The 12,575-nt window shown below is 73.3% G+C and carries 10 protein-coding genes; 7 read left to right on the plus strand and 3 right to left on the minus strand.

Annotated elements, in window-relative coordinates:
• Positions 1-112 precede the first annotated feature (112 nt).
• The 4 genes from ACWDNY_RS10850 (at position 113) to ACWDNY_RS10865 (ending at position 4,239) form a co-directional block, all read left to right on the plus strand.
• Complete coding sequence (locus tag ACWDNY_RS10850) at positions 113-802, plus strand: TetR/AcrR family transcriptional regulator (RefSeq protein WP_451645405.1); 690 nt, start codon at positions 113-115, stop codon at positions 800-802.
• Positions 803-915: 113 nt separating this feature from the next.
• The gene (locus ACWDNY_RS10855; protein WP_451645406.1) at positions 916-2,148 is read left to right on the plus strand and encodes a sensor histidine kinase; all 1,233 of its coding nucleotides are present in this window, start codon (positions 916-918) and stop codon (positions 2,146-2,148) included.
• A complete protein-coding gene (locus ACWDNY_RS10860; protein WP_451645407.1) occupies positions 2,145-2,810 on the plus strand; it encodes a response regulator in 666 nt (221 codons plus the stop codon). Before ACWDNY_RS10855 ends, ACWDNY_RS10860 begins: the two co-directional genes overlap by 4 nt.
• A gap of 871 nt (positions 2,811-3,681) precedes the next feature.
• Positions 3,682-4,239 (plus strand): hypothetical protein, encoded by a 558-nt coding sequence (locus ACWDNY_RS10865; protein WP_451645408.1) that lies wholly within the window; start codon positions 3,682-3,684, stop codon positions 4,237-4,239.
• Positions 4,240-4,885: 646 nt separating this feature from the next.
• On the opposite strand, the gene ACWDNY_RS10870 is transcribed toward ACWDNY_RS10865, so the two are convergent.
• Positions 4,886-6,040, minus strand: a complete 1,155-nt coding sequence (locus ACWDNY_RS10870) for an MFS transporter (protein WP_451645437.1) — start codon at positions 6,038-6,040, stop codon at positions 4,886-4,888.
• 179 nt (positions 6,041-6,219) lie between these two features.
• On the opposite strand from ACWDNY_RS10870, the gene htpG reads away from it, so the two are divergent.
• On the plus strand, positions 6,220-8,142 hold the full coding sequence (gene htpG / locus ACWDNY_RS10875; protein WP_451645409.1) for a molecular chaperone HtpG: 1,923 nt from the start codon (positions 6,220-6,222) through the stop codon (positions 8,140-8,142).
• Between the two features lie 316 nt (positions 8,143-8,458).
• Here htpG and ACWDNY_RS10880 read toward each other — a convergent pair whose 3' ends face one another.
• Positions 8,459-9,238: a DeoR/GlpR family DNA-binding transcription regulator gene (locus ACWDNY_RS10880; protein WP_451645410.1), complete on the minus strand. Its 780-nt coding sequence runs from the start codon at positions 9,236-9,238 to the stop codon at positions 8,459-8,461.
• Between the two features lie 118 nt (positions 9,239-9,356).
• Between ACWDNY_RS10880 and ACWDNY_RS10885 the strand changes: the two genes are divergently transcribed.
• Together ACWDNY_RS10885 and ACWDNY_RS10890 are read left to right on the plus strand one after the other, a co-directional pair.
• Positions 9,357-10,238 (plus strand): SIS domain-containing protein, encoded by an 882-nt coding sequence (locus tag ACWDNY_RS10885; protein WP_451645411.1) that lies wholly within the window; start codon positions 9,357-9,359, stop codon positions 10,236-10,238.
• A 66-nt stretch (positions 10,239-10,304) separates the two neighbouring features.
• Positions 10,305-11,162: a class II fructose-bisphosphate aldolase gene (locus ACWDNY_RS10890; RefSeq protein ID WP_451645412.1), complete on the plus strand. Its 858-nt coding sequence runs from the start codon at positions 10,305-10,307 to the stop codon at positions 11,160-11,162.
• Positions 11,163-11,300: 138 nt separating this feature from the next.
• On the opposite strand, the gene ACWDNY_RS10895 is transcribed toward ACWDNY_RS10890, so the two are convergent.
• Positions 11,301-12,440, minus strand: coding sequence for a methyltransferase (locus ACWDNY_RS10895; RefSeq protein WP_451645438.1), 1,140 nt, complete (start codon positions 12,438-12,440; stop codon positions 11,301-11,303).
• Between the last annotated feature and the right edge of the window lie 135 nt (positions 12,441-12,575).

Here is a 12,575-nt window from a genome sequence, read left to right on the forward strand (position 1 = left end):
TGAGAGAGCAGTGCTCTCGCTCGGTCACCAGTGTGTACGGATCGAATGCTCCAAAGCAAGAGCGGCGCTCTCGTTTGTGTGCACCGCTCTGAAATCGTGGGACACTGCCCGCATGAGCACCGCAGACGGCGCCCGCGCACGGGCCAGGGCCGAGATCACCGCCGCGATCAAGGACGAGGCGCGCCGGCAGCTCGCGGCGGAGGGTGCCGCAAAGCTGTCGCTGCGGGCCGTCGCCCGCGAGCTCGGCATGGTCTCGTCCGCGCTCTACCGCTACTTCCCCAGCCGCGACGACCTGCTGACCGCGCTCATCATCGACGCCTACGACTCCCTCGGTGACGCAGCGGAGAGCGCGCACACGCTGGTGGCCGGCGCCGGGCCCCTGGAGCGCTGGACCGCCGTGTGCGAGGCGGTGCGCGGCTGGGCGCTGGCCCACCCGCACGAGTACGCCCTCATCTACGGTTCGCCGGTACCCGGTTACACCGCGCCCCAGACGACCGTTCCGCCCGCGGCCCGTGTCGGTCTCCTCCTGATCGGTGTCGTCCGCGACGCCCGCGAGCAGGGCGGGCTGACCGAGCCGCCGCTGCCCGACGGGCTGCGACAGGAGGCGGCGCGGATGACGGCCGACCTGGCGCCCGACCTGCCGCCCGGGGCGGTGGCCGTGCTCGTCGCCGCCTGGGCGCAGCTGTACGGCCTGGTCGGGTTCGAGGTGTTCGGGCAGTTCCACCGCGTCGTGGAGGACCGCGAGCCGTTCTTCCGGCACGCGGTGCTCCGGCTCGCGCACGGCGTGGGCCTCACGTCCTGACCTGCTCCCGGCCGGCGACGCCCGTGCGCAGGCCGTGTACTCCCCGGGGAGTACGGCTGATCACCTCGTCGGGTGGACGCCGTCGCGGACCCGGGCCGTCTAGCGTGGCCGTCATGGAAGAGCGGTGGGCAGGCGGTGAGGGACCGCCGCGGTGGTGGTGGCGGGAGGCGGGCCCGTGGCGCCGTCCGGCGGACGGCGGCAGTGGTGCCGTCCGCTGGCCGTGGCGCTCGACGCTGCCGCTGGCCGTCCTAGTGCTCATCGGCTCGAATGCCGCGGCCCACGCCCAGCAGGGCGAGAGGCCGTCGCTCGACGTCCTCGGGCGCGTGCTGGTCCTCGTCGCCTCGGCGCTGCTGCTGTGGCGGCAGCGGCACCCGGTGGCTGTCGTCTACGGCACCGCGGCCGCCGTCGCGGTGTACCTGGGCGTCGGATACCCCTACGGACCGGTCCTCCTCACCGTCGCCGTGGCCTGCCTCAGCGCCGTCGTCGCCGGGCACCGCGCGGCCGCCTGGACGGCGGTGGCGCTGCTCTGGGCCGCTCACCTGCTCGTCTCCTACGGGCTCCACCGGTGGCTGCCGCCGCAGACCGACGCAGCCGGGACCCTCGGCCGGGAGATCGTGGCCGCCACCTGGGTCGTGGCGATCCTCGCTCTCTCGGAGCTGGCCCGCATCCGTCGCGAGCAGTGGGCGAGGGAACGGGCCGAGCGCGCGCAGGCGGCCCGCCGCCGCGCCGACGAGGAACGGCTGAGGATCGCCCGCGAACTGCACGACGTCCTGGCCCACAGCATCTCCGTCATCAACGTGCAGGCGGGTGCCGGACTCGCCCTGCTGGACAGCGACCCGGAGCAGGCCCGCACGGCGCTCACCACCATCAAGGCCACCAGCAAGGAGGCGCTGGGTGAGGTGCGCCAGGTACTCGACACCCTGCGCGCCCCCGGAGCCGCCCCGCGCGCCCCCGCGCCCGGCCTGGACCGGCTGCCGGAACTGGTGGAACAGGCTGCCGGCGCCGGCCTCGCGGTGGACGTCGAGGGCCGGCCGCCGCGGCTGCCGCCCGGAGCCGATCTCGCGGCCTTCCGCATCGTCCAGGAGGCGCTCACCAATGTCGTACGCCACTCGGGCTCGCGGCGGGCGCGGGTCCGCCTCGCACGCGACGGCGACGTACTGCGGGTGCGCGTCGACGACGAAGGGCCGGCCACCGGAACCGACGCCGGCGGCAGTGGCAACGGCCTGGCCGGGATGCGCGAGCGGGCCGCCGCCCTCGGCGGCACCGTCGACGCGGGGTCGCGCCCGGACGGCGGCTGGCAGGTGTGCGCCGTACTGCCCCTGCGGACCGAGAAGGAGGACCGGTGATCCGCGTGACGCTCGCCGACGACCAAGCGCTGGTGCGGGCCGGCTTCCGGGCACTGCTCGACGCGCAGCCCGGCATCGAGGTGGCCGGGGAGGCCGCCGACGGCGAGGAGGCCCTGCGCACCGTACGGGAGCTGCGCCCGGACGTGGTGCTGATGGACATCCGCATGCCCCTGCTGGACGGCCTGGACGCGACCCGCCGCATCACCGGCGACGTGGACCTGAAGGACGTCAAGGTGGTCATGCTGACCACATTCGAACTGGACGAGTACGTCTTCGAGGCGATCCGCTCCGGGGCCTCCGGCTTCCTGGTGAAGCACACCGAGCCCGACGAACTCGTGCGCGCCGTACGGGCGGTGGTCGCGGGCGATGCGCTGCTGTCCCCGGGGGTCACCCGCCGCCTGATCGCCGAGTTCGCCGCCCGCTCCAAGAAGCCCGCCGCGGCCGGCGCCCTCGCCCGGCTCACCGAACGGGAACGGGAGGTGATGGCCCTGGTCGGTATCGGACTGTCCAACGAGGAGATCGCCCGCCGGCTGGTCGTCAGTCCCCTGACCGCGAAGACCCACGTGAGCCGCACCATGGTCAAGCTGGGCGCCCGCGACCGGGCCCAACTCGTCGTGCTGGCCTACGAGTCCGGGCTGGTACGGCCGGGCTGGCTGGGCTGACGACGTCACCTTGGACGCCGGGCCGCAGCGGCGACCGCCGGGCCCGCCGCTTCGGCGCCGGCCGGCCCGGTGCCCGTGGGCCGGGCTCAGCGCGGCATTCCGAGTGGGCATTACCACGTGAGGGCCTGTTCCCGCCGCGCGACACGCCGTCGAACCCCTGTGAGTTCCACAAGGCTGACAGGCTGTTATCACGTGCAGGGGTGCGTTGTCTCCACGCCACGCCGTCCAGCCCCGAACGAAAACCCCGCGTTGACGTCCTGTTATCACATGCAGGCGTCCTCTGTCCCCGCGCCGCGCCGTCGAGTCTTCATCCGATGCGCGGGCTGACAGGGCATTACCACGTGAGGGCGTGAACCGTCCCGACGCCACGCCGTCGAACCGCTGCCGCTTCGACTTCGACATCCTGTGAGTCAGCACGCACCGGATGACGCCTCGTCACGGGTCCGCTGCGCCCCTCGCGCTCGGGCCGGGCTTGGCGGCTTCTACGCACCGGACGGTGCCACGTCGTACGGGGGCGAGCCCCGGCGGGCCGGAGTGGCGCCCCGTCCTGTTCCGCGACCTGTATGTCCCGCCCGCCGGGGGCTCATCGCGGCGGCCGTTCCAGGCGATGCGCTGCCGCATGGGTGAGCTGGCGTCAGACATCACCTCGAAAGGCTAATCGGACGTCAACTGGCCTTGGCGCAGCATCACTTGAGGGAGCGACGGCCACCGGCCGACGGGACCCTCGGACGCCTGTGGTACCCCGATTGGCCCCCTGGTGCCCGCACTTCCGGCCTGACCGAAATGACAGCCTTGCGGGCGATTAGTACGTTAATCACACGCCGGCTCCCACGAGCCGACTTCTCTGACTGCGAGACAGGAGAGCAGTGCCATGATCATGACCCGTTCCTCTGCGATCACCGCGGCGGTCGCGGCCGCCGCGGCCCTGACCGCGACCGGCATCACCTACGCCTCGGCCTCGGTCGCACCGGCTCCCCAGGCCGCCCCGGCCGCCGTGCACCAGGCCCTCGCCCCCGCCCAGGCGCCCATGGGTGGCGACGTCGGCGGGAACAACAACGGCGGGGGCAACGACCGCTGCCGCGGCGGCGACGACGACGACGACCGCTGCAACGAGCGCGGAAAGGAGAGGGAAGAAGAGGGCTGGATCCACATCAACGAGCGGTCCTACAACGCCCGCCCGGGCGGCTGCGTCACCGTCGTGAGCGGCCTGGGCTCCAGGACCCTCAACATCCGCAACGACAGCAAGAAGACCGTGGAGGTCTTCCGCGGAGCGACCTGCGACAACGGCGCGCCCATCGCCACCGTCGGCCCCCGCAGCTCCAGCAACGGCGTCCGGCCCGGCTGCACCGAAGGCGTGCGGGTCAAGGACGGGATCGTGGGCAGCTTCCGCGTCATCCACGACCACCGGGGCGGAAAGGGCGGCTACTGAGCCGACCCCATGACGCACCACACATGAGGTAGAACCCCGGCCCGCCGTAATCGGGCCGGGGTTCTGGTCTCGGCCTCGCCGAGGGGCACCCGCGCGCCGGGACCCCTGTCACGGGGACCCGCTCGCGGCGCCCGCACCGGCCGCTGCCTGACGGTCCTGCGCCTGCGAACACCATCCTAGAACCGGACCGGAGGCACTGCGCGTCTCCCCGGACGGCCACCTCCCTGCCCACCGGGCCGCCCCCGGGGCAATTCCCCGTGGAGCGTGCCCTCTTGGCGCCCCGTCGGCCACGCCCACCGGTGCGCGGCGTGACCATCCAACACACCTGAACGGGTGACGAACCTGCACCGCGTGCTGAAGACGACGGCGCGACATGCCTTCCCTCGCCCCGCCCGGCGGCTTGCCCCGCGCCCGGCCGGCGTGGGGGCCCGGGCCACGCGCTGCCGTGCGGACCTGCGCACCGCCCGAACGCGGCCGAAACGACCCGGGCCCGCGTGGCGAGGGCGCCCGGACGGACCGGCGCCCCCCCGCTGCGCATGCGCGCGCCACGACAGGCCACGTCCTCGCCGTCGCCCCCGCGCCCCGTCCTCCGGCTCGCGTCCGGCGATCCGCCCGTAGGCGCCCGTCCCCCCGGTCGAGCCGGGCCTCAGCCGGACCCGGTCCGCCGCGCGAGGAACCCGATGACGGCGGCGACGGCCGCCAGAACGGCGACGCTGGTGAGCGCGGCGGGCAGGGAGAGCCAGTCGGCCATGAACCCGATGGCGGGCGGCCCGAGGAGCATTCCGCCGTAACCGAGGGTCGAGGCCACCACCACGCCGCTCGGGCCGGCCAGCATGCCCGCGCGATCGATGGCGACCGGGAACAGGTTGGCCAGGCCGAGGCCCGTGACGGCGAAGCCGGCGAGCGCCGCCCCGGCCGACGGCGCCAGCGAGCCGAGCAGCATGCCCGCCGCGGCGGTGCAGCCCCCGGCCACGATCGTGCGGGTGTGGCCCAGCCGTTCCACCAGCGCCGTCCCGCTCAGCCTGCCCGCCGTCATGGCGAGGGCGAACAGCGCGTAACCGGCCGCCGCCAGGCCCGCCGAGGCGCCCAGGTCCTGCTCCACGTGCAGCGCGCCCCAGTCGGCCATGGCCCCTTCGCCGTACGCGGTGCACAGGGCGATGAGGCCGAAGACGACCACCGGCCCACGACCGCGCCGGACGGCGGGACGCCCCTCCGGGGACCTGTGGACCGGCGGTGGCGTGGGAGCGTGCCGCAGCAGGCCGCGTCCCGCGACAGCGGTGACGAGCAGGCCGATCACGGTCAGTCCGAGCAGGTGGCGGCCGGGTGACAGGGACCCCGCGACCAGCCCGCCGAGACCGGCCCCGACCATCCCGCCCAGACTGAAGGCGGCGTGGAAGCTGGGCATGACGGGCCGGCGCAGCGCGGCCACCAGGTCGACGGCCGCGCTGTTGAAGGCGACGTTGAGGCCCCCGTACGCGGCGCCGAAGACCAGCAGGACCGCGCCGAGGACGGGGGCGGAGCGGGCGAGCGGGGGCAGGGCGACGCTGAGGGACAGCAGGGCGGCGCAGGCCACGGTGACGGGGTGGCTGCCGTAGCGGCGGCACAGCCGTCCGGCGAGGGCCATGGTGACGACCGCGCCGGCGGACACGCCGAGCAGGGCGAGGCCGAGGGTGCTCGCGGAGGCGTGGGTCTGGTGCTTGATGGCGGGGATGCGGACGACCCAGCCGGCGAAGACGAAACCGTCCAGGGCGAAGAAGGCGGTGAGGGCGATCCGGAGGCGGGTGAGGTCGTGGCCCGGCACGACGCTGTGCGATCGGGCTTTGTTCAGTAGCGGCACAAAATCAGGTTAGGTGCGCCCGGGCCTCGCGACAAGGGAGCCCGCGCTTTCGCCCACCCGCCACGACATGGTGTTTTACAGTGACTCCCGTCCGTACCAATCCCGTTCCGGCGACTGAGCGACCTGTGAGGTATGCGCGAACCATGCCGACCGAAACTTTTGAGTTTCAGGTAGAGGCCCGTCAGCTGCTCCAGCTGATGATCCACTCGGTCTACTCGAACAAGGATGTCTTCCTGCGCGAGCTCGTCTCCAACGCCTCCGACGCGCTGGACAAGCTGCGGCTCGCGGCCCTGCGGGACGACACCCTCGAAGCCGACGTCTCCGACCTCCGCATCGAGATCGAGACCGACGGCGACGCCCGCACCCTCACCGTGCGGGACAACGGCATCGGAATGTCCCACGACGAGGTCGGGCAGCTCATCGGCACCATCGCCCACTCGGGCACGGCCGAGTTCCTGAAGGAGCTGCGCGAGGCCAAGGACGCGGCCGGGGCCGAGGGCCTCATCGGCCAGTTCGGTGTCGGCTTCTACTCCGCCTTCATGGTGGCCGACGAGGTGACCGTCCTCACCAGGCGCGCCGGCGAGAGCCGGGGCACGCGGTGGACGTCCCGCGGCGAGGGCACATACACGCTGGAGACGGTCGACCACGCGCCGCAGGGCACCACGGTCACCCTGCACCTCAAGCCGGCCGACCCCGAGAACCAGCTGCACGACTACACCTCCGCCTGGAAGATCAAGGAGATCGTCAAGCGGTACTCGGACTTCATCACCTGGCCCATCAGGCTCGTGCCGAACGCCCCGGCCGGGGAGGAGGCGACGGGCGGGGAGGCGGACGCCGCCGAGCCCGAGACGCTCAACTCGATGAAGGCCCTGTGGGCCCGTTCGCGGGAGGAGGTGAGCGACGACGAGTACCACGAGCTGTACAAGCACCTCGGCCATGACTGGCGCGACCCGCTGGAGACGATCCGGCTGCAGGCGGAGGGCACCTTCGAGTACCAGGCCCTGCTGTTCCTGCCCGCGCACGCCCCGCACGACCTCTTCACGCAGGGCTACCGGCGCGGCCTCCAGCTGTACGTGAAGCGCGTCCTGATCATGGAGGACTGCGAGGCGCTGCTCCCGCCGTACCTCCGCTTCGTCAAGGGCGTCGTCGACGCGCAGGACCTCTCGCTCAACGTCTCGCGCGAGATCCTGCAGCAGGACCGGCACATCCGGATGATGCGGCGCCGCCTGACGAAGAAGGTCCTGTCCTCGGTCAAGGACATGATGGCCGCGGCCCCCGACCGGTACGCCACGTTCTGGCGGGAGTTCGGCGCCGCCCTGAAGGAGGGACTGGTGACCGACGCCGACAACCGCGACGCCCTCCTCGCCGTCGCGTCCTTCGTGACGACGCACGGCGACGACGAGCCGACCACGCTGAAGGACTACGTGGAGCGGATGAAGGACGGGCAGGAGGACATCTACTACCTGACCGGCGAGTCCCGGGAGAGCATCGAGAACTCGCCGCACATGGAGGCCTTCCGGGACCGGGGCATCGAGGTGCTGCTGCTCACCGACCCGGTCGACGAGGTCTGGGTCGACGCCGTCGGAGCCTACGAGGGCAAGCGGCTGCGGTCCGTCGCCAAGGGCGAGGTCGACCTCGGCCCGCAGGAGGACGCGAGGACCGGCGACGAGCGGGAGGAGCAGGGCGAGGAGTACGCGGCCCTGCTCGGCTGGATGAAGGAGCAGCTGGCGGAGGACATCAAGGAGGTGCGCCTGTCGTCACGGCTCACCGTTTCCCCGGCCTGCGTCGTCTCCGACGCACACGACCTCACCCCTGCCCTGGAGAACATGTACCGGGCGATGGGCCAGGAAGTGCCCCGCGCCAAGCGGATCCTCGAACTCAACCCCGACCACCTGCTGGTGAAGGGCCTGAACCAGGCGTACAAGGAGCGCGAGGCCCGTACGGCGCTGGCCGGGACCGCCGAACTCCTGCACGGTCTGGCGGTGCTCGCGGAGGGCGGCCGGCCCAAGGACCCGTCCCGGTTCGTCAAGCTGGTGGCCGAGCGCCTGGAGCGCACGCTGCAGTGACCGTGGGCGGTGCCGGCGGACGCCGTGTCCGCCGCATCGCCCACGCGGGTGAACGCGCGGGTGGGCGGCGGCCGTGCGGCCGGTCACCGCGCCGCGGCGACGCCGGCGCACCGGGCCGCTCCGGTGCGCCGGCGCCCGGTGAGGATTCCGGAGCCGGGCGGACGCGCGGCCCGCGCTCCCCGCGTCGCGTACGCCTGGGCAGTACAACTGGACCAGCAGGGCGTCCGCGGCTTCGCGCACACCTCGTCCCCGAGCTCGGCGCGGGTGACGGCGCGGCTGTCCGCGGGCCGGCGTACCCCCGGCCCGGGGCGCGCCGTCACACGGCCAGGACCCGGATGCCCGCCTCCTCGAACCCCCGCACGGCCTCCTGTTCCGCCGCCGTGTCCGTGACCAGCGTGTCCACCGCCTCGGCCGCGCAGATGCGGGCGAAGGCACGCCGGCCCAGCTTGCTGGAGTCGGCGGCCACGACGACGCGTTCGGCACGGTCGCACAGCAGCCGGTTGACGGCCGCCTCCGCCTCGTCATGGGCCGCCGCGCCGTGCGCGACGTCGAAGGCGACCACCCCGAGCACCGCCACGTCGATCGTGATCTGGCTCAGCACCCTGTCCGCCAGCGGCCCGATGAGTTCGTACGACTGGGGGCGCGCCACCCCGCCCGTCACCACGATCTTGAACTGCCGTCGTACGGCGAGCTCGTTGGCGATGTTGAGCGCGTTGGTCACCACGGTCAGCGCCGGCGAGCCCGAGGTGAGGTCGCCGCGCACCGCCAGGGCCCGGGCCACCTCGGTGGTGGTCGTGCCGCCGGTCAGGCCCACCGCCTCACCGGGCGCGACCAGGTCCGCCACCGCCCTGGCGATCCGCTGCTTCTCGGAGGCCCGGCGGGCCGTCTTGTAGCGCAGGGGCAGTTCGTAGGAGACGCCGTGCACCACCGCGCCCCCACGGGTGCGCACGAGCATCTGCTGCTCGGCGAGCTGGTCGAAGTCCCGCCGGATCGTCGCGGCCGACACCGCGAGCTCGGCCGCCGCCTCCTCGACGTCCAGCCGGCCGCGCTCGACGAGCAGCTCCAGCAGCGCCTTCCAGCGGGCGTCGCGCGACATCGGCGCCTCCGTTCCTCGATCCTCCGCGACCCTAACGCACCCCGCGCAGCGCGGCATGCTTGATTGTGATCGTAAGGCAGCCCTATCTTGCAGGAACAATCACAACGGGAGGCGCGGCATGACGCATGTCGAGGACGAGCTGAACAGCCAGCCCGAATGCTGGGAGCGCGCCGCGGCGGAGGCCGCCGGACACGACCGGGCCCTGCCGGCGCCGGGGGAGCGGGTTGCGATCGTCGGCTGCGGCACCTCCTACTTCATGGCCCAGGCCGCCGCCGCGCTGCGCGAGAACGCGGGACAGGGCGAGACCGACGCGTTCGCCGCCTCGGAGTTCCCCGAGGGACGCTCCTACGACCGCGTCCTCGCCCTCACCCGCTCCGGCACGACCACCGAAGTGCTCCAGCTGCTCGGGCAATTGAAGGGCCGCACGCGCACCACCGCGGTCACCGCCGATCCGGACACACCGGTGATGAGCGCCGCCGACGACATCGTCGTGCTCGGCTTCGCCGACGAACACTCCGTGGTGCAGACGCGGTTCGCCACCACCGCCCTCACGCTGCTGCGCGCCCACCTCGGCCTGCACACCGACGCCGTCGTGGCCGACGCCCGCACCGCGCTGTCCGCTCCACTGCCCGAAGGGCTCGTCGACTGCACGCAGTTCACCTTCCTCGGCCGCGGCTGGACCGTGGGGCTGGCCAACGAGGCCGGGCTGAAGATGCGGGAGGCCTCACTGTCCTGGACGGAGGCGTACCCGGCGATGGAGTACCGCCACGGCCCCATCAGCATCACCACCCACTCCACGGCGACCTGGATGCTCGGCAGGGCTCCCGAGGGGCTCGCCGAACAGGTGCGCGCCACCGGCGGGTTGTGGATCGAAGGGGGCCTCGACCCGCTCGCCGAACTGGTCCGCGCCCAGCGGCTCGCCGTCGCCGTCGCCGCGGCCCGGGGCCTCGACCCGGACCAGCCGCGCCACCTCACCCGCTCCGTGATCCTCGCCCCCTGACCGGCGGACCCCGTCCCGCCTCCGCACGCCGCGCCCCGCCCCCCGACGCCCCGGAAAGGACAGGCCGTGCCGCTTGCAGCCACCGGCGAGCTGGTCACCCGCGCCGCCGCAGCACGCTCCGCAGTCGCCGCCTTCAACGTCATCACACTGGAACACGTCGAGGCCGTCGTCGCCGGCGCCGAGGCGGCAGGTTCGCCCGTGGTCCTCCAGATCAGCGAGAACGCCGTCAAGTACCGCTGCGGACGGCTGCTGCCCCTCGCGCGCGCGGCCGCCGCCGCGGCGGAACGCGCCACCGTCCCGGTCGCCCTGCACCTCGACCACGTGCAGAGCGAGGACCTGCTGCGCCAGGCGCCCGGCGCCGGCTTCAGCTCCGTGATGTACGACGCCTCCCGTCTGCCGTACGTCGACAACCTCGCCGCGACCAGGGCGGCCGCCGAGTGGGCCCATTCCCGGGGACTGTGGATCGAGGCCGAGCTGGGCGAGATCGGCGGCAAGAACGGCGCGCCGGCCCTCGACGCCCACGCGCCCGGCGCCCGTACCGATCCCGTCGAGGCGCGCGGGTTCGTCACCGACTCCGGTGTGGACGCCCTGGCTGTGGCCATCGGCACCACGCACGCCATGACCGAGCGCACCGCGGCGCTCGACCACGACCTCCTCAAACGACTCACCGACGGCCTGGACGTCCCCCTCGTCCTGCACGGCTCCTCCGGCGTGCCCGACGGCGAACTGACCGCTGCCGTCGCCGGCGGCATCGCCAAGATCAACATCGGCACCGCCCTCAACCTCGCGATGACCGGCGCGATCCGCGACTTCCTCGCCGCCCACCCCCGGGCGGTCGACTCCCGCACCTACCTCGGCGCCGGCCGGGAGGCCATGGTGCGAACGGTCGAGCGGCTCATCGGCCTGCTCGGCCGGCACGAATGAGGTCGGCCGGGACGCCGCTGCGCGTGCGGGGGGCGTCCGGGTCCCGTGCCGGGGCGTCCGATGCCCGCGCCGTGGCCCCGGCCGGACGGCGTCCCCGGCCGGCACCGGCTCGCGCCGGCGGCGCGGATCACCGCGTCGCTACCGCTGCCTGACCGCCTTCAGCACCACGAACTTCGGGTCGCCGGCGACGAGTCGGCTGTTGCCGAACAACCGCCGCAGCTTCACGTGGTAGCCCAGGTGCCGGTTGCCGACGACCCACAGCTCGCCGCCGGGGCGCAGGACGCGCCGGGCGCCGGCGAACATGCGCCACGCCGTCGCGTCCGTCGTCGCCTGGTGCGAGTGGAACGGCGGGTTGTTGAGCACCAGGTCCGCGCTGCCGGCCGGCACCTCGGCCAGCCCGTCGCCGACCCGGAACTCGGCTTTCCCGATCGCGCCGCTCGCCCGGTACGTCGCCTCGGCCGAGGCGACGGCCTGGAAGGACTCGTCGACGAACAGCACCTCGGACCCTGGATCGGCCAGCGCCGCGGCCGTACCGACGACTCCGTTGCCGCAGCCGAGATCCACGATCCGCCGGCCGCCCCCACGGCCCGCCGGCAGGTGCTGGAGGAAGAACCGGGTGCCGATGTCGAGCCGGTCGGCGCAGAACACCCCCGCGTGGTTGACGACGGGCCGGCCCGAGACGGCGCCGATGCCCTCGGGCAGGGTGTAGGTGTACGGCCACGGGCTGGGAGGCCGCTGCCGGGACGGATCGGGGACGCTGAGAATCAGCCGTGCCTTGCGCTCGGCGAGCGAGGTCCGGGTCGGGCCGATGACACGCTCGAAGACCTCCAGCGTCGAGGTGTGGATCTCCTTGACCATGCCCGTGCCGACGACGACCGTGTTCTCGTGCAGCGCGGGCGCCAGCCGCAGGAGCTGGTCCTCCAGCAGGGCGAGGCTCTTGGGCACCCGCACCAGCAGCACGTCGACGCGGTCGGGCACCGGGTCCCGCGTGGTCAGCAGCCGGACCGCGCCGGCCTCCACACCGTTGCGGGCGAGGTTGACGCGGGTCGCCTCCCGGGTGAGGAACGAGTCGGTGATCTGCACCGGCCGGTACGCCGCGAGAGCGGTCGTGAGCGCGCCCCAGCGGTCCCCGACGACCACGACCGTCCCGGACAGCGGAGCGTCCTGCTCCGCGAGGTGCCGCAGGAGGTACTCGTCGGAGGCGTCCCAGGCACGGAGCCGGTCACGGGGGTCCTCGGGAAACCGGGCCAGCTCCAGCTCGCCCCGCCCGGTCGTCATACGGTCGTTCATCGTGCGTCAAGGCTAGCCGAGTCGCAGTTCAGGGCACCGGCCGCACCCGGTCGCCCAGTCGTACCCTTCGCACCGGTCAGTCGGGCGGAGCGGTCGCGGTGACCGCCTCTCCCCGGTGGGCGC

It is taken from the genome of Streptomyces sp. NPDC003697, assembly GCF_053587115.1.